This is a genomic window from Yersinia sp. SCPM-O-B-9106 (C-191), assembly GCF_026183365.1.
GTDB lineage: Bacteria > Pseudomonadota > Gammaproteobacteria > Enterobacterales > Enterobacteriaceae > Yersinia > Yersinia rochesterensis.
Window position 1 is genome coordinate 2092060 of the sequence record NZ_CP110791.1, and the last position, 17756, is coordinate 2109815.

Here is a 17756-nt window from a genome sequence, read left to right on the forward strand (position 1 = left end):
TTTATATACTACAATCCCAATGAAATCCCGTTCTGAATAAATAAAAAATAATAGACAAGGAATGATACAACGTCATGAGAGTTATTGTGGTTAGTGACTGCGGTTTAACAAAACTATCCTTAGAGATTATTGTTAAAGGAATAAAACGCGTTATAGATAGAGGGCAGGACATTGGTGTAGAGCTATATTACTCTGTTGATAACGAAAATATATATAGCCAATCAAATACCCGAGATATTGTCGTTCTTGATGTTGATAATATTCCTGCCATTAAAATATTTAACACTATTGGCAAAGTCAGAGAGTTGAATCCTCTTGCTTTTATTATGGTATTTTGTCGTAAAGACGAAAAGACAGAAGATTTCATTTGTTTGTCTGTTGTTTCTGATGGCATCCTATGCAAAACAGCTTCTATTGATAGAATAGAGAGTTTGATTGTTAAACTGCTCTCTTCGCGTAAACCCCCAAAGAAATTTGATCAGTTAGATTTGACGAAGAAAATAAAGAACCAGTTAACGAAGAGAGAGAATGAAGTTTTTGAATGTATATTGTCAGGGTTGAGTAATAGTGACATATCAAGAGTGCTTGAGATGAAGAATAAAACAGCCAGTGCTCACAGAAGGAATATATATAATAAACTAGGGGTTAAAGCAATAAATCAAACATTAAGAAATTTATTAATTCTAAAATAAAATAGATTTGTTCTTATAAAGAATGATTATTTCCCCATATAGGATTAATTATTATTAACCAAGATAATTCTTAATCTTTGGTATTTTAATAACTATATTCTAGTAAAAATATAGCCTTGTTATTTTTTGTTGTTGATTTGCTGATGAAATGTTTTTATTTATTATGGTAGATGGTAATTACTTTCGTTTTTTTTTTGCACTATGTCAATAATTCTAATTAATTTTAAATTTTTTTTGCTTTCAATTTAATTAGGTTGTTCCGCTGAGTTATATAAATAAGTTGAAATATAAAACTATCAATTCATAAGAATACGATCTATCCCGCCATTTTAAGTCCCTCCAGCAGAATTTACATCTATTCTATTTGCTTTAAATAGTGTATAGATCTGACTTATCACCATTTGACAGCATAAAAGATCGCGATGTACAGTGTGTCCTGCTACAAGCGTTGGATTGCATTCTATTGAAAAATACAGCTGAAATCGCTATGCAACAATGATGTCAGTATAAGAGAGTGCATATTCAATAGAAGGTTGAGTACTTATAAAGGATTAATGAGGGTATTTTATGAAATCAGTGGCAATAGTAATATTGATGGCAAGTGCGGTATTGGGAGGGTGCAGCACGAAAGCAAAGGTTGATTCCGAGCAACAGACCGCAGCCATTATTAAAAAAAGCACCAATGATCAATGTGTCAATAATTTCTCTATGGTCAAAAAGCTGAATGCGAATGAATTCGGTGTATTTAGAGGCCAGTTTGACAAAATCAATGACATGTATGCATTCTTAGAACAAAATAGAAATATTTTAGATAATGATCCTAAACAGCTCATTTCTCTTGAATTAGACTCAAAACTTAAAATGGTGTGTGCCAGAGTTAGAAACACTGCGTTCAACGAAGTCCAAAGCAAAGTAAACTATCTCTCACGGATCTAATCAGTTATTCACTAAAATACTGTAGTGTGACTATATGTAATTATTATAATAACTCCGTGTGTAAACTCGTGGTTTAGGTTTTATATCATTATGTTCTTCACTTTTTAGTCGGGTGAATATTTTATGATGATATGCCACCAATACAATCACTGGGATTAGGGCAGTTTAGTTCGCTAAATTGCTCATTTCTTATCGTTAGTTATTTTATCGCACCATTAATAAACTGAGTTTATTGGGCGAGATACTGAATGACATCATTAAATTAATTAATGATGAACTCTCGTATGTCTGTCAATAATAAAACGGCTTATATCTCTGCGGTAACGGATATCGCCATTCAAAATCGGAACTTTGAATTCACTATGAACGGTTTCCACTCAAATAAATTACTCATGCGAGCAGTTGCCATTAATACATTATTAATGCAATTACTGCTGCCTATATCCATGGCATTTACTCCACTAATATCATTATCGGTGCGCGCCGATGAGCTAGATGAAATAATGATGAAGATGCGATCAGCCGAGATATTGGTTGAATCCACAACAGCGCCAGCACCAATATATTCTGAGCAGCCTAAAGGTCATATTGATAACTCAGCAGTTCCTGACAAATTTAAACCCTCGAATCCTTTCATCGCGCAAGAAGAGCCACCTCTGTTACAGCCGAGTAAAACGCTACCCGATTTGGGATCTGAAAATCAGACATCAGATATTTCTTCTGCCAATAAATTTAATTTTACTGAAGATAATGTTGCCAATACTGCTACCCAAATTTGGGGCGTAATGGGCAGTGAGAATTCTACCAAAGCCGCAGAAAGCGCGGTGAGAGGCGTATCTTCCGGTTTAGCTTCACAGGCGGCCTCCGATTGGCTTAACCAATTTGGCCATGCCAGGGTTCAGCTCAATTCTACAGGAACGGCCAATGCAGATATTTTACTGCCGCTGGTTGAATCGCAAAACAACCTGTTATTTGGTCAGCTAGGAGTCCGTTATAACGGCGACCGGACGACAAATAATGCGGGCCTTGGCGTACGCCAATTTACTGATAACTGGATGTTCGGGGTTAACAGTTTTTATGATTATGATCTGACGGGTAAAAATAGTCGTTTAGGGGCAGGGGCTGAGATTTGGACTGATAATCTTAAGTTCTCCGCCAATGGCTATTTCCGGTTGACAGATTGGCACCAGTCAGTGCTGTCGAATATGGAAGATTATAACGAACGGCCAGCGAATGGTTTTGATGTCCGGGCCTTGGCATATTTGCCAGCATACCCTCAGTTGGGTGGCTCATTAATGTATGAAAAATACTTTGGTAAAGGCGTTGCGCTAAACGGCGGAACTACCAGCCCAAATGACTTAGGTGATTCGCCGTCAGCGCTAACGATAGGGGCGAATTACACACCAATTCCATTGATAACAGTCGATGTTGCCCACAAGAACGGTCAGAACACCTCAAATGAGCTTCAGCTCGGTTTGAACTTTAACTACCGCTTCGGTGTGCCGTGGATTGATCAAATTAATAAAGATGCTGTCGGCTTGATGCGCAGCCTTGCGGGCAGCCGCTATGATTTGGTCGATCGTAACTACAATATTGTTATGCAGTATCAGAAACAAGACCTGATCAATTTAACTCTGCCCGCCACAATTTCAGCTCATGCGCTGGAAAATGTCACTCTGACAGGGGCAGTGTCATCAAAATATGGCACTGATCGGGTTGAATGGAGCGCGCCGGTTCTGATTACTGCTGGGGAGCCTTAGCCGCACTGACCACCGAATCAGCCGCCGTTAGACTTCCTGCCTATCAACATCTGCAAAACATCAATAGCTATCAAGTTAGCGCTGTTGCCTATGATATTCGCGGTAATAAATCGAACACCGCCACCACTCAGATTATTGTCCAGGAATCACCGCATCAGATAGCACTGAGTGTCGTGGGTTCAAGTGCCACGGCCACGGCTGATGGTGCGGCGTTAGTGACTTATCGAGCCTCTGTGCTGGATACCGCCAATGGTTCTAATACACCTATGGCTGGCATGAATGTGGCATTCAACTCCACTCTGGGTGATGTGGTCTCATCGAGTGCGACCACTGATAGTCAGGGAAGGGCGACGGTTTCAGTTAAGAGCATCTTGGCTGGTGGCGGGCAGGTTCATGCGGTGTTGGATAATGGCAACAGGGCGCAGGCCCCAGTTGCTTTTATCGCGGATGAAAGTACCGCGACCCTCCTTAGCGAGGATCTGGTGGTCTTACACAATAATGCTTTGGCAAACGGCGTAGCGACCAACAGTGTTAAGGCTATGGTGAAAGATGCCAATGGCAATGCTGTACCAAACTACCGCGTTAGTTTCAGTGCTGATAACAACGCCACGCTTTCACTTTCCAGTGGCATGACCGGCACTGATGGCTCACTCACTGTGACATTAACTAATGAATCCACGGGAGTAACCAATGTTACCGCAACGCTAAACGGCGTCAGCCAAAGTGTGCTGGTTAACTTTGTCCCTGATAGCGCCACAGCAACCATTGCTGACGGGGCGCTGACGATACTTATTGATAATGCACTTGCTAATGGCCGTGATCGTAACAGTGTCAAAGCGGTAGTCACTGATGCTCGTGGTAATCCGATTCCTAACCAAGTGGTTAACTTTGTCAGCAACAATGGTGCAAGTATTTCCGCTAGTGGGACGACAGGTGCAGACGGGGCGGTGACACAATCGCTAACTAATATTACGGCGGGTGTGACGCGTGTGACCGCGACGACTAATGGCGTTAGCCAGAGTGTGGAGGTGAACTTTAATCCAGACTCAAGCACCGCGACCATTTTGCGCGGAGCCCTCACGGTAACTAATGATAATGCGCTGGCTAATGGTTTAGCCGCCAATACGGTACAAGCTATCGTGACTGATGCTACTGGCAACCGGGTACCTAATCAGGTGGTGACGTTCAGTGCCAATAACAGTGCAGTGATTGCGGCCAATGGCTCGACCGATGCAGATGGCGTAGTGACCATGCCGGTGGTCAATACCAAAGCGGGTGTGACTCAAGTTATTGCCACGATCAATGGGAGCAGCCAGAAAGTTAACCTGACCTTTATTCCTGATAGCGGGACGGCGACCATCCTCAGTGGCGCACTGACCGTCACTCATGACAATGCCATTGCCAATGGTGTGGCGACCAATGCAATAAAAGCTATCGTGACTGATGCCACCGGTAATGTGGTGCCGAATCAGGCGGTGACATTTAGTGCCGATAATAACGCCACTATAGTCGGCAATGGCACAACGGGGGGCGATGGATCTGTGACGGTGTCACTAACCAACACCAAGGCAAGTGTCACTCATGTCACGGCGACAGTTAACGGTAACAGCCAGAGTGTGGATATCACCTTTATCGCGGACAGCACGACAGCAACCCTCCTCAGCGGTGCACTGACCATCATCCGCGATAATGCACTGGCCAATGGCACAGCGCAGGATGAAGTGAAAGCTATTGTCACGGATGCCACTGGAAACGTGGTGCCCAATCAGGTGGTGACATTTAGTGCTAATAACAATGCAATCATTGCCGCCAGTGGGACGACCGGAGCAGATGGTTCTGTGACGTTGTCACTAACCAATGCGACTGCGGGAGGGGCGCGCGTAACGGCGACAGTTAACAGCAACAGCCAAAGTGTGGATGTCACCTTTATCGCGGACAGCAGTACGGCGGTTATTATCAGTGGCGCACTGACTGTCACGCGTAATAATGCGATTGCTAATGGTACGGCGAAGAATGAAGTAAAAGCCATTGTCACGGATGCCTACGGTAATAAGGTGCCCAATCAGGTGGTAACATTCTTAGCTGATAACAATGCTGTGATTGCGGGCAGTGGGACAACCAATAGTGATGGTGTGGTGACCTTGCCACTAACCAACACGACCACGGGGACCACTCATGTCACGGCGACTGTCAACAATAATAGTCGGAATGTGGATGTGTCCTTTACGGCAGACAGCGGCACGGCAACACTCCTCAGCGGCGCACTGACCATCACCCGTGATAATGCGATTGCCAATGGCACGGCGCAAAATGAGGTGAAAGCGGTTGTCACTGATGCGACGGGGAATAAAGTGCCGAATCAACTGGTGACATTCAGCGCGAATAACAATGCGATTATTGCCGCCAGTGGAACAACTGATAGTGGCGGTGTGGTGACCTTGCCACTGACTAACAGCACGGCGGGTGTCACTCAAGTCACGGCCACGGTCAATGGGAACAGCCAAAGTGTGGATGTCACCTTTATTCCGGACAGCAGTACGGCGGTTATTATCAGTGGCGCACTCACTGCTACGCGTAATAATGCGCTGGCGAATGGTGTGGCGCAGAATGAGGTAAAAGCGGTTGTCACTGATGCGACGGGGAATAAAGTGCCGAATCAGCTGGTGACATTCAGCGCGAATAACAATGCGATTATTGCCGCCAGTGGAACAACCGATAGTGATGGTGTGGTGACCTTGCCACTGACTAACAGCACGGCGGGTGTCACTCAAGTCACGGCCACGGTCAATGGGAACAGCCAAAGTGTGGATGTCACCTTTATTCCGGACAGCAGTACGGCGGTTATTATCAGTGGCGCACTCACTGTTACGCGTAATAATGCGCTGGCGAATGGTGTGGCGCAGAATGAGGTAAAAGCTATTGTCACGGATGCCACTGGTAATGTGGTGCCGAATCAGTTGGTGACATTCAGCGCGAATAACAATGCGATTATTGCCGCCAGTGGAACAACCGATAGTGATGGTGTGGTGACCTTGCCACTGACTAACAGCACGGCGGGTGTCACTCAAGTCACGGCCACGGTTAACGGCAACAGCCAAAGTGTGGATGTCACCTTTATTGCCGACAGCGGCACGGCGACACTTCTCAGTGGTGCACTGACCGTCACACGAGACAATGCGCTAGCGAATGGTACGGCACAGAATGAGGTGAAAGCGGTTATCACTGACGCCGCTGGGAATAAAGTACCCAATCAGTTGGTGACATTCAGTGCCAATAACAATGCGCTGATTGCAGCCAGTGCGACGACGGATAATCTGGGGGTGGTGACCTTGCCACTGACTAACGTTCGCGCGGGTGTCACTCATGTTACGGCCACGGTCAATGGAAACAGCCAAAGTGTGGATGTCACCTTTATTCCTGACAGCACGACGGCCACTATCCTCAGTGGTGCGCTTACCCTCACTCATGATAATGCGATTGCCAATGGGGTGGCACAGAATGAGGTGAAAGCCATGGTCACGGATGCCACCGGTAATGGGGTACCGAATCAAGTTGTCACATTCAGTGCCAATAACAATACGGTGATTGCAGCCAGTGGGACAACGGATAACCAAGGTGTGGTGATCTTGCCACTGACTAACACCACGGCGGGCGTAATCAGGGTAACCGCCACCGTCAACGGTAACAGTCAAAGTGTAGAGGCGACTTTCATTGCTGATGAAAGTACGGCAACTATTATTCGCGGGGCGTTCAGCATTGAGGATGATGGCGCGGTGGCGAATGGCGTCGCCACGAACAGTGTTAAAGCTGTGGTGACGGATGCTTTGGGCAATCGCGTGCCCAACATGTTGGTGAACTTCAGCGCAAATAATAATGCGGTGATTGCTGCCAGTGGCACCACTGATGCAAATGGCTCGGTCACATTGACATTCACTAATATAAAATCAGGTATCACCCAGGTGACAGCGGCGGTTAATAACCAAAGTCTGAGCGTTGATTCAACCTTTATTCCTGATGTCAGCACGGCAATCGTCACTATTGAGGCGGTCACTGGCAATATGCCCGCGGACGGCACCGCGCAAAATAGTGTCAAAGCTAAAGTTACGGATGCTTTTGGTAACGCGATCCCGAATCAGTCAGTCAGTTTCAGCGCAACAAATAACGCGATGGTGGCAACTAGCGGAATAACAGGGGCCGATGGCGAGGTCATCATGACATTAATCAGTGTTAATCCAGGGGACAGCAAAGTAACGGCAACAATCAATAGCACCACCGATTCTGATGTTGTGACGTTTTTGCCGGTGGCATTCAGTGTCAAATTTACCTTGGAAATCTAAGCCGGTAGGGAAATAGAGTAACGATGATATAGAGAGTATTAAAAATCACCTTTAATACTCTCTTATTATCACGCAAAAATTTCAAACTCAGGGTACCAGCCCTTGAATTAACACCTGCTTTGCAGTCACTTTCGCGTGGATATTTATTATGAAATTATTAAAATTATTTTTATTTTCGTCACTGTTTTTAGTGTTGCCAAATACGCTATTGGCACATTATGAAGTTAAAAACCCTCAAACCAGTTTGAGTGAGCTTTCTTTCGACTTAATACATACTTATTGGGATGGGACAAATAACCCGCCGACAGCGGGTGACAAAAATTCTCATATGACCCATGTCAATAGATGTAAAAGGGCATCTAATACGGTCTCACTTAATTCCTGTGTTTTGCGATATAGATTTAGTATGGTGAACTCAAGTGGTGGATTACTAGCTCCGGATATTCAAACATATGATGTGGATCTTCGCGGTAATGGTTCTTACGACGATGAATTAATGGATGCTGCCACCCATTACGATGCGGTTAAAGTGGCGATTGCACATGGCGTCGCTGTTGATCAACATATTTCAATTTCTCGCGCCAATATTACTTCATTGGCCGGCAGTTCAGGAAAGTTTCGGGTAAGTACCTACGGCGTGGGGAGTATTTGCAACAGCAGTACCTCTTGTAGCACGCCGACTCCAGATAGCTATACCACCAGTACCCTCGATCTTGTTCAACAAAATTTAGATGTTGCTTGCGAAGCCAAAGCTGAGGGGGCGACCAGTATTGAAAATATCTTAAGTGGCGAACATATCTATTTATATAATAGTAATGCATCGCGTCGGTCAGAGAATATTGGTGCAATTAACTTATCCGTTAACTGTGTTAATTGGTTGCCAACAGCCAAAAGCAAGACTTTGAAATTTACCATTTCTCCTAATGTGGTTATGGCGACTGGGAGTAATACTGAAGTGACATGCGGTGCTTATGTCAATGACATATCAACAACTCAGCCCGGATACACATTCTCCAAAAACATTAGCATACCCGGTTATGACAGTATGATAGTGGAATATGATACTGACCCTATTTATTATGGATTATATGTTTCGACACCATCAACGACTGCTGAAACATCCCTTGCGCTTAACTGTGGTTTATCAGGGGGATACACACTGAATTAATTCTTAATAAAGTATCTGGCAGAATGCCGATATCGAGTCATTCTGCCCAATCAACGGATTTAAATTAATTTTACGGATGAGGTTCTTATGGCAGGGGAAATTTCAGCGTTAATTATTGATCAACACCCATTAATTCGCTCTGTAGTGAGAGGGATTATAGAGTATAAAGGGGGCAGGGTTTATGAAACTGGTGGAGAACTTGAATCAATAAAAATGGCTAATACTTACAAGCCAAATTTAATTGTAGTGGATTTTGTCGGGTATAAAAGTATCCAGCTTAATCTTATTCATAAATTAATGATTGTCTCCCCTGAGTCTAAAGTCCTTATCTATACTTCTTTAATGTCAATTTTCTACCTGAAAAAATGCCTTGAAATAGGCGTTCGTGGCTATGTACACAAAAGGGATGAAGTCATTAATCTCGATGGCGCTATTGATGCAGTGATATCGGGTTATTGCTGTTTTCCTCAGGGTGGGCTGCCTGTGAACACAGAATATATTTTGTAGGTAACCCAATGGAAAATAAAAGTGTATTGGAATTAATATCATGAGTAAATTGGTTTCATTTTCTTTATCTTTATTCTGGTTTGTTTGGTTATTCTGCCTTTTTAGTTTACTTATTGTTGAAACATTCCCTGATATAATGAGTTACATACATTCAATTTATTTGGGTGCGAATGTATCGGAGGATACCTACGATTCTCTGATTGCTCTCTCTCTATGGTTATCATTTTTTTCTGCAATAATCGCCATGTTTTTTATAGATGTATTTTTCAAGAAATTAAAAGAATTTAGCTAAACAAAAACTCGATTTACATGTGTTATTAAAGGAGATAAGCGCTATGGAAGATAAGCTTGCAATCGTTCAACACCCTTGTTCTTTTACCCGATTTAGCCTGGAACGTATTTTGAAAAAATTATTAATGAGTGAATCGGTCAATATCGTAGCCAGTGTCAATTCTCTTAGTGATTGCTATGATAATCTGGTGAAGTTCCCGGAAACTCATTTAGCTATTCTGAGTTTACGAGGAGAGGATTATACCTCTGGCGATAGTCTTAGTCTGGTTGTCGACTGGTTACGAATACACCGCCCAAACTGTCGTGTGATTATTATCGCCGAGGAGTTTTGTGTTTCTCTCGTGAGGCAGTTTTTTTCCGGTGTTTCCCAAGTCTGTGCTGTTATTGCGCAAAATGAGTCTGTTAGTCAATTTATCACTCAACTAAACCGGGTATTTTCAAGCTCAATGGTGCTGAGTGGGAAACCGCCCTGTGTATTATCGAAGCGCGAACGAACAGTGCTGGCTTTATTACTGCAAGGTAAATCAAACAATGCTATTGCAGATCACTTGCAATTAAGTAATAAAACTATCAGCTATCATAAGCGCAGTGCTCTGGGTAAATTAGGCATCCCCACATTACAACCGATGCTGATGAACTCAGGAATTGTCTCGCAATTACTGGAGAATATCAGCGCTGAGCCACAATACGCGACAGCGTAATATTCTGATGAACTAGACTATAAAAATAGATTATTACTATTTTACTAGTGACATGAGAGCAGCTAAACAGCACTGAATAACTATCGAAAAGCCACTGTGAGTAGCAGTGGCTATCGTTGAGTGCTTAAGAGATTATCTGAGAGAAGAGCGTTTCAATTGGGCTTTTTCAAGCACAGCGCCTCACTCGTGACATACTTAGTTGCCATTCCCGGCATCCAGCCTGATGGAATACCCCGACAAGCTATATATCCTCTTTTTTCAAATTCATTTATAAAATAAAACCTGAACCCTATCTGAAAAACAATAGACGTAAGGAAACAGACGATAATGAATTTAGAAACTGTCTTTTGGACAGAGTTGGAGGCTTGGCGCCCTAAAAAAATAGGCGGAACAGAAAGAAAGGTAAGTGGGAGCAATATAAGAAAACACGTAATTCCGTATATGATAAAAGATGAAAAAACAATAACATCAGGAAAAGATAAATACTCATTTATGGCATCTAAAGTCAGATATATACCTCCAGCGCTTAACGGTATAACTAAAAATAACACACCAAAAAACATAGATACTCTTCTTTTTAATGTGAGTTCGTACATTAAAACCACCTAGTATTAAAGTTACTCAATACTTCCTTGATATAGTTTCTGACTTCATACTCAATAACTTCTTTTCCTTTATCAAGCATCTTATCTGCATACATAGCCCCCAAATCCCAAATCCCTTGTTCCACCTCGCGAGCTTTTTCTACAAATTCTTGCTGTGCATCTTCAATGCACTTAACAACTTTATCTGTAACACCAAATTTATCATCTAAATGGTTTAAACCAATTGCAGAAACCAACCCGGCGACAACAACGACAACCAAAGGAACCGCAACGGTAGAAACAACCCCTAGAGCTATAGTCCCAACACCCCAACTAATCGCTGACGCAATACCTATTTTTACTACATCGGTTGCTAAGGAACCGATAAACTCAGACAGTGAGGTAGCGTCATTCAATATAAAATCAACAGTTCGGTAAGCTGCTGCCACATAAAATGTTAATCGGGCACCACTAACAATTGAATTTCTCAGCCCATATTTACCGATACCTAAATCAACCACTTTCGGATTCTTTAACGCAAATACAGGCGCGGTTAATACTTTTCTAACCCCAGCATAGCCCGTCAGTTTTATTAACTCAGTACCTTTATGATTAACGTAGACCGTAGCCCTAATACCGAAGTCACCTAATCGAGCAATAATCATCGAGGTGGTGACAACATCCTTTCCGTTTACACCGTAATTAACCATCACTTGCCCGGCACCGGACTGTGTGGTTTCCACCCAAGCAGTTTTGGTGTCTTTCCAACCCCATGATTGGAGTACTTCCAAACTCTCAGAGAGTGTCAGTAGCATCACATCTTGATGGGTTCGTGCCAACATTGCGCGTAAAGCGTCATCTGGTAGAGTACGGGTATTCCGTAACACTGGATAATCCGGCACAAACTCAGAAGGTGGTTTTTCACCCGTGAGATAGGGCGGCGCACTGGCTCTTTTAGCTGACTGGGCATATTGCTGTGGCTCAGTAACAGGCGAATTTGCCGCTGTGCGGGAAGAGGCGGCCTGTGGTTGCCCCCCCTGATAAGGGCCATGAGATGCCCAGGTTTGTGACGGAATGAAAAATGCTTTGCACGGACAGGTTGAGCGGCTATATAGCGTGCTGGCGACGTAATGTCCATGCACTATCTCGCCCGGATGCCCTCCACCCACGCTGTAGCTGCCGGGGTGTTTCCCGCACGAAACTTTACTGCCATTCACCGCGACCGGATTATTGGCAAATGTCCTCTCCGCTATCCCCTCATGAACTATCCCGCCACAACTGGTCTTGTCACCTTTAACTATCCAGTATCCTGCTGCCATATCATCCCTTATTCATCCATTTGCCAATATCAATTTGGCAATAAGCTCAAAAAGGTAAGGGATAATGATGAATCAGGCAATTAAAAACTGAAATCATGTTTTATGTGTGACAAGTGAAATAAGACATACAGTCAATCACTGCCGGTCAGGGAAATACCGAAAAAGTCGCATCATTGGAAAAGTCTCTTTTATATCCTGCCTTCATGTTTACCGCTATAACCCGGAAACGTCATTTCCGGTACACGGATACTTTTTGAATCCCTGACTGTGAAATTAGTGTAATATGTGCGGTCACGAACCAGCGTGTAGAGGCGTCTGTGTGACGGTCACGACGGCATGCTGTGTTCCAAAATGTATTACAATCAATGAGTTCTGCTTGATTGTGAGCGTAACTTATTGATTACAATATATAACACGACGCCTGTGAAGGCGACATTAGAGGTTGCTCAATGAGCGAGAAGTCAAAAGACCAAAAGTTACCCAACGTAAAGTTATCCAGCCCTAAACCGCAGGATGACAAGGTTGTGGGTGAAAAAACAAAAGTTGTAGGTGAAAAATTACAGAAAATCTTGGCACGGGCCGGTCATGGCTCACGTCGGGAAATCGAAACAATTATTCAACAGGGCCGCGTCAGCGTTGATGGTAAAATATCAAAGTTGGGTGATCGCGTTGAAGTCACACAGGCCACAAAAATTCGCCTGGATGGTCATCTTCTTTCTATTACAGAATCTGAAGAGGCTGTGTGCCGTGTTCTGGCGTATTACAAGCCGGAAGGTGAACTCTGTACTCGTAATGACCCAGAAGGCCGCCCAACGGTATTTGATCGCCTGCCTAAACTGCGCGGTTCGCGTTGGGTTGCGGTAGGGCGTTTGGACGTTAATACCTCCGGTTTATTGCTGTTTACCACTGATGGTGAGCTGGCCAACCGTTTGATGCATCCCAGCCGTGAAGTTGAACGCGAATATGCGGTGCGCGTGTTTGGTCAAATCGATGACGAAAAAATCAAGCAACTTAGCCGTGGTGTTCAATTGGAAGATGGCCCAGCGGCATTCCGCACCATTAGTTTCCAAGGCGGAGAGGGGATTAATCAGTGGTATAACGTCACTTTGACCGAAGGGCGCAACCGCGAAGTTCGCCGCTTGTGGGAAGCTGTCGGTGTACAAGTTAGCCGCCTGATCCGTGTACGTTATGGTGATATCAATCTGCCCAAAGGCCTGCCTCGTGGCGGCTGGACTGAATTGGATTTGAAAGCCACTAACTACCTACGTGAGTTGGTGGAGCTGGACTCTGAAACTGTCAGTAAATTGCCAGTTGAGAAAGACCGTCGTCGGGTTAAAGCGAATCAAATTCGTCGTGCGGTTAAACGCCATACCGAAGTCGCAGGCCGTCAGGTTGCCGGTCGTCAAGGCTCAGCGCGTAAAAGTTCTACCCGCCAACATGCAGGTAACGCAGCTCCAGCAGCCGCTACCGGGCGTCGTGGGTCTAACAAGCGCGGATAAGTTATCTATGGGAAGGAATCATTTCCTTCCCAATTATTCATTGTAAGCATTCCTTTACCCCTTTCTCAGCTATTCCTTTTTCTTTCCTATAGTATAAGAAACTTACTTCGTTTCTTTCGAAAGCATAAAATACCTATAATAAATGGTTTTGCAGCATATACACGCCATCAACCAAGGTTGAATAGCACTGGTCTCAAGATATTCTGTGTGCCTACATTGCTCTTGGGGAATCCCCCATCGAATTCAAAATCTAAGGAGCATTAACATGAAAAAATCTCTGTTAACTACCAGCGCAGCTATTTTATTTGTTGTCGGCACCGGATTTTCCTCTGTGACTTATGCTTGCGGCGGCCCTCATTCTCATTACGGCGATAATTGCGAAAAAACCTGTAGCCCACTTTCAGAGCCATGGAAGTCAATCTGTTACTTTGGCGGTACACAGGATAAAGGCCAGCCATCGAGTCAAGTGGTTCCGGGGATGGGAGGGCTAACTCCGGCTCTTGGGACACTAACTCCACCCAATATCCCTATGATCCCACTAGAGAAATAATGAGAAAAACTAAGCCAGTCAATATGGGTTAGTCAGGTTTGGATATCACTATAAAGCTAAAATGCCGCAGATATTCTGTCTGCGGCATTTGATTGATTTGAATGATTGCTGACAATTACCAGTCAATACCCATTTGAGCTTTAATACCGGCATCAAAAGCATGTTTAACCGGGCGTAATTCACTGACGGTATCAGCCATTTCCAATAGATCTCGATGGCAACCACGGCCAGTAATAATCACTGTTTGATGGGCAGGGCGTTGCTTCAGCGCATCAACGACTTCATCCAGTGATAAGTAATCATAAGCGACCATATAAGTCAGTTCATCCAACACCACTAAATCCAACGTCGGATCCGCTAACATCCGCCGCGCGTGTTGCCAGGCCTCCTGACAAGCCGCGGTATCTGTTTCTCTATTTTGCGTATTCCAGGTAAACCCAGTAGCCATCACCTGAAACTCAACACCATGTTGTTGCAGTAGATTTTTCTCACCGTTCGGCCATTCACCTTTAATAAACTGTATCACACCCGCTTTCAAACCATGACCAACAGCACGGGTTACGGTACCAAAGGCGGCGGTGGTCTTACCTTTGCCATTGCCGGTAAAAACAATCAAGATGCCGCGGATTTCTTGCGCTGCTGCAACCCGTGACTCAACCTTTTCTTTTATTTTTTGTTGGCGTTGCTGGTGGCGTTCTTCAGACATGAAACATTCCTTTATTCTGCGGGGCCGGGTTTACGGCCGGGTTGTGCATCGAAGCTGATACCGGTCTTTCTGCGGCTATCGTCGCCCATCAGGTAGAGATACAGTGGCATAATCTCCGCCGGTGTTTTTAACTTACTGGCATCTTCATCCGGGAAGGCGTTGGCCCGCATCTGAGTGCGCGTTCCCCCTGGATTAATACAATTAACTCTCAAGTTACCCTGTTTATATTCTTCTGAAAGCACTTGCATCATGCCTTCAGTGGCAAACTTTGACACGGCATAAGCTCCCCATCCTGCTCGGCCCTGACGGCCAACACTGGAACTGGTGAAAACCAAAGAAGCACTGGGTGACTTCAGTAGTAATGGCAAAAGTGCTTGAGTGAGCATAAATGTTGCATTGACATTCACTTGCATAACCTCTTGCCAGACGGTGATACTTTGCTCCGCCATCGGGGCTATCTCACCTAATAAACCGGCATTGTGCAATACACCATCCAGATGCGGAATCTGATGGCTGAGCGCATCCGCCAATTGTTGGCAATCTGACACAGTTGCATGCAGTAAATCCAGCGCCCAAACAGTGGCCAACTGGCCACCTGCCTCTACAATTTGCTGCTGCACAGCAACCAGTTTGTGTAGGGTTCGGCCGACAAGAATCAAGCGAGCGCCAAAGCGTGCATAAGTTAGAGCCGCTTCGCGACCAATACCATCACCTGCACCCGTGACTAAGATAGTGCGATTATCGAGCAGGTCATGTTTGGGTTGGTAATGCATAATTATTCCTTTTACGGACGGCGGAAATTGGGCTTTTATAGGCCGCGATATCTCTTACATTCTTATATTTAAGCGAAACCAATGCAATTTTTCATTTGCGCAAGACGGCGGCTTAAGGGTTCGCTAGAATGCAGGTATCTCTTTAATTGCAGAAATTGCAGATGAATAAAGGCGGTATTTGTGGAGTTATTTTCTCTGTACGGGTTGTTTCTCGCTAAAGTGGTGACCATCGTGGTCGCGATTGGCGCAGTAGTCTTGTTGGTTGTCAGTCAGGGAATAAGGAAACAAGGGCAACGGGGAGAACTTAATCTGGTTGATTTGGGGGAGCAATATAAGGAAATGCAACGTGAAATGCGGTTGGCCCGCATGAGTCATGTTGAGCAAAAAACTTGGGTCAAAGAATTTAAAAAGCAGCAAAAATCTGATCAAAAACTCAAAAAACAACGCGCCAAATCGGGCGCGGTGGCTGCGGTGAAACCTTGCCTGTATGTCATTGACTTCAAAGGGAGCATTGACGCCCACGAAGTGACTTCATTACGCGAAGAAATTTCTGCGGTGTTAGCCGTGGCGACAGCCAAGGATGAAGTGTTGCTCAGGCTGGAAAGCCCAGGTGGCGTGGTACACGGCTATGGCTTGGCGGCATCGCAATTAGAGCGTCTGCGCCACAAAGGCATTCGTCTGACGGTTGCCGTCGATAAAGTTGCCGCCAGTGGCGGATATATGATGGCCTGTGTTGCTGACCGTATCATTAGCGCGCCGTTCGCCATTATTGGCTCTATTGGCGTCGTCGCCCAAATACCCAACTTCCATCGTTTACTCAAAAAGAATGATATTGATGTTGAGCTGCATACTGCCGGTGAATTTAAGCGAACCCTGACATTATTCGGGGAAAATACTGAGCAGGGGCGCGAAAAGTTTCGTGAAGATCTGAATGAAACACACTTGCTCTTTAAGCAGTTCGTCCAGCAACAACGGCCTTCTTTAGATATTGATGCAGTTGCTACTGGTGAACATTGGTTTGGTACCCAAGCCAAAGAAAAAGGGCTGGTTGATGCCATTGGTACCAGCGATGATTTACTGATTGCTGAAATGGATAATCATGAAGTTATTGGTGTGCGTTATTCACGCCGTAAACGCTTAATGGATCGCTTTACCGGTAGCGCCGCAGAAAGTGCTGATCGTCTATTATTACGTTGGTGGCAGCGCGGTGAAAAACCCCTGCTATAAGCGGAGATAAAGCGAATCTGATATGAAAACAACAGGGGGAAAGCCCCTGTTGTTTTTTGCGCAATCGCTAAAAAAGAACGTAATAAAAAGAGAATAATCTGCCATTAGTCGATTAAATGATATTTAGCAGACAACACGTGCGCGAGATGTTTAAACATATTAAATACGGCGGTTGTTTTGGCTGTAGGTAAGCCCTGCTCATCGAGAAAGAACTCCCCGCGAAATACCAAAACAGGCCCTTTTTGTTCAACCTCAGTGGCTTTCATTCCATGCAGGTAATCTTCATGTTGACGAATAATCTCATTAGCTTCTGCCAATAATTTATTACGTTCAATCGGTGTTGTGTTTCCGAACATCATATTTCCTCAATACAATTATATTTCCTCACCACAAGGTGATTTCTCTTACTATTGTACTGCGGGTTAGCGTTTGTCCGCAAACCAACTAAGGTTTATTTGAACTGCTGGCAGGTTTGTCATCACAATTGGATAAATTCAGATTCCGAGCTAATTAGGTTGCGTGTCGCTTTTTATCAGGTACAGTGTGGGATTTTATACTATTAGGTGGAAGGTTTTGTTGACGCCATGGGGCAGAATTCACTGCTGTTACACTGGGCGCAGACAAAGATTTTGACAGATCGTCAACTGAGCTTCGGAAAGCGCTTTTATGGCTCCGATCAAAAAAACAGGTTGATCTCCTGAAAAAG

General features: G+C 44.5%; 15 protein-coding genes. 11 read left to right on the top strand and 4 right to left on the bottom strand.

The features are described 5' to 3' along the window. Positions 1-74: 74 nt before the first annotated feature. The 8 genes from OP863_RS09630 (at position 75) to OP863_RS09665 (ending at position 11001) form a co-directional block, all read left to right on the top strand. Positions 75-692, top strand: coding sequence for a helix-turn-helix transcriptional regulator (locus tag OP863_RS09630; protein ID WP_265526177.1), 618 nt, complete (start codon positions 75-77; stop codon positions 690-692). Positions 693-1259: 567 nt separating this feature from the next. Beyond that, complete coding sequence (locus OP863_RS09635; RefSeq protein WP_004390870.1) at positions 1260-1628, top strand: hypothetical protein; 369 nt, start codon at positions 1260-1262, stop codon at positions 1626-1628. A gap of 284 nt (positions 1629-1912) precedes the next feature. Then, positions 1913-3388, top strand: a complete 1476-nt coding sequence (locus OP863_RS09640; RefSeq protein ID WP_265526178.1) for an inverse autotransporter beta domain-containing protein — start codon at positions 1913-1915, stop codon at positions 3386-3388. After that, complete coding sequence (locus OP863_RS09645; RefSeq protein WP_265526180.1) at positions 3349-7725, top strand: beta strand repeat-containing protein; 4377 nt, start codon at positions 3349-3351, stop codon at positions 7723-7725. The genes OP863_RS09640 and OP863_RS09645 overlap by 40 nt, the downstream gene beginning before the upstream one ends. 148 nt (positions 7726-7873) lie before the next feature. Beyond that, positions 7874-8893, top strand: coding sequence for a heme utilization protein (locus tag OP863_RS09650; RefSeq protein WP_145591810.1), 1020 nt, complete (start codon positions 7874-7876; stop codon positions 8891-8893). A gap of 87 nt (positions 8894-8980) precedes the next feature. Beyond that, positions 8981-9400: a response regulator gene (locus OP863_RS09655; protein ID WP_145588435.1), complete on the top strand. Its 420-nt coding sequence runs from the start codon at positions 8981-8983 to the stop codon at positions 9398-9400. A gap of 335 nt (positions 9401-9735) precedes the next feature. Further along, positions 9736-10392 carry a helix-turn-helix transcriptional regulator gene (locus tag OP863_RS09660; protein ID WP_050291741.1) on the top strand — a complete coding sequence of 219 codons (657 nt, stop codon included), beginning with the start codon at positions 9736-9738 and terminating at the stop codon, positions 10390-10392. A 327-nt stretch (positions 10393-10719) separates the two neighbouring features. Then, positions 10720-11001 carry a hypothetical protein gene (locus tag OP863_RS09665; RefSeq protein WP_050291740.1) on the top strand — a complete coding sequence of 94 codons (282 nt, stop codon included), beginning with the start codon at positions 10720-10722 and terminating at the stop codon, positions 10999-11001. On the opposite strand, the gene OP863_RS09670 is transcribed toward OP863_RS09665, so the two are convergent. Next, positions 10988-12295 (bottom strand): PAAR domain-containing protein, encoded by a 1308-nt coding sequence (locus tag OP863_RS09670; RefSeq protein WP_145590974.1) that lies wholly within the window; start codon positions 12293-12295, stop codon positions 10988-10990. The genes OP863_RS09665 and OP863_RS09670 overlap by 14 nt on opposite strands. Positions 12296-12744: 449 nt before the next feature. Here OP863_RS09670 and rluB point away from each other — a divergent pair, with 449 nt between their 5' ends. Together rluB and OP863_RS09680 are read left to right on the top strand one after the other, a co-directional pair. Continuing rightward, on the top strand, positions 12745-13794 hold the full coding sequence (rluB, locus tag OP863_RS09675; protein ID WP_145589033.1) for a 23S rRNA pseudouridine(2605) synthase RluB: 1050 nt from the start codon (positions 12745-12747) through the stop codon (positions 13792-13794). A 265-nt stretch (positions 13795-14059) separates the two neighbouring features. Then, positions 14060-14344, top strand: coding sequence for a hypothetical protein (locus OP863_RS09680; protein WP_038633092.1), 285 nt, complete (start codon positions 14060-14062; stop codon positions 14342-14344). Positions 14345-14459: 115 nt separating this feature from the next. Here OP863_RS09680 and cobO read toward each other — a convergent pair whose 3' ends face one another. Both cobO and OP863_RS09690 read right to left on the bottom strand, forming a co-directional pair. Beyond that, positions 14460-15050, bottom strand: a complete 591-nt coding sequence (cobO, locus tag OP863_RS09685) for a cob(I)yrinic acid a,c-diamide adenosyltransferase (RefSeq protein WP_038633089.1) — start codon at positions 15048-15050, stop codon at positions 14460-14462. A gap of 11 nt (positions 15051-15061) precedes the next feature. Further along, a complete protein-coding gene (locus tag OP863_RS09690; protein WP_265526181.1) occupies positions 15062-15823 on the bottom strand; it encodes a YciK family oxidoreductase in 762 nt (253 codons plus the stop codon). A 180-nt stretch (positions 15824-16003) separates the two neighbouring features. Here OP863_RS09690 and sohB point away from each other — a divergent pair, with 180 nt between their 5' ends. Continuing rightward, positions 16004-17050 carry a protease SohB gene (sohB, locus tag OP863_RS09695; RefSeq protein ID WP_145589035.1) on the top strand — a complete coding sequence of 349 codons (1047 nt, stop codon included), beginning with the start codon at positions 16004-16006 and terminating at the stop codon, positions 17048-17050. 104 nt (positions 17051-17154) lie between these two features. Here the strand turns inward: sohB and OP863_RS09700 are convergent, their stop codons facing one another. Further along, a complete protein-coding gene (locus OP863_RS09700) occupies positions 17155-17406 on the bottom strand; it encodes a YciN family protein (protein ID WP_038633080.1) in 252 nt (83 codons plus the stop codon). Positions 17407-17756: the final 350 nt, after the last annotated feature.

Coding starts and splice junctions, on each gene's coding strand:
- OP863_RS09670 (WP_145590974.1), bottom strand. CDS start 12,295: ATGGCAGCAGGATACTGGATAGTTAAAGGTGACAAGACCAGTTGTGGC.
- OP863_RS09690 (WP_265526181.1), bottom strand. CDS start 15,823: ATGCATTACCAACCCAAACATGACCTGCTCGATAATCGCACTATCTTA.
- OP863_RS09665 (WP_050291740.1), top strand. CDS start 10,720: ATGAATTTAGAAACTGTCTTTTGGACAGAGTTGGAGGCTTGGCGCCCT.
- OP863_RS09635 (WP_004390870.1), top strand. CDS start 1,260: ATGAAATCAGTGGCAATAGTAATATTGATGGCAAGTGCGGTATTGGGA.
- OP863_RS09630 (WP_265526177.1), top strand. CDS start 75: ATGAGAGTTATTGTGGTTAGTGACTGCGGTTTAACAAAACTATCCTTA.
- cobO (WP_038633089.1), bottom strand. CDS start 15,050: ATGTCTGAAGAACGCCACCAGCAACGCCAACAAAAAATAAAAGAAAAG.
- OP863_RS09640 (WP_265526178.1), top strand. CDS start 1,913: ATGTCTGTCAATAATAAAACGGCTTATATCTCTGCGGTAACGGATATC.
- rluB (WP_145589033.1), top strand. CDS start 12,745: ATGAGCGAGAAGTCAAAAGACCAAAAGTTACCCAACGTAAAGTTATCC.
- OP863_RS09650 (WP_145591810.1), top strand. CDS start 7,874: ATGAAATTATTAAAATTATTTTTATTTTCGTCACTGTTTTTAGTGTTG.
- OP863_RS09645 (WP_265526180.1), top strand. CDS start 3,349: ATGGAGCGCGCCGGTTCTGATTACTGCTGGGGAGCCTTAGCCGCACTG.
- OP863_RS09700 (WP_038633080.1), bottom strand. CDS start 17,406: ATGTTCGGAAACACAACACCGATTGAACGTAATAAATTATTGGCAGAA.
- OP863_RS09660 (WP_050291741.1), top strand. CDS start 9,736: ATGGAAGATAAGCTTGCAATCGTTCAACACCCTTGTTCTTTTACCCGA.
- OP863_RS09655 (WP_145588435.1), top strand. CDS start 8,981: ATGGCAGGGGAAATTTCAGCGTTAATTATTGATCAACACCCATTAATT.
- OP863_RS09680 (WP_038633092.1), top strand. CDS start 14,060: ATGAAAAAATCTCTGTTAACTACCAGCGCAGCTATTTTATTTGTTGTC.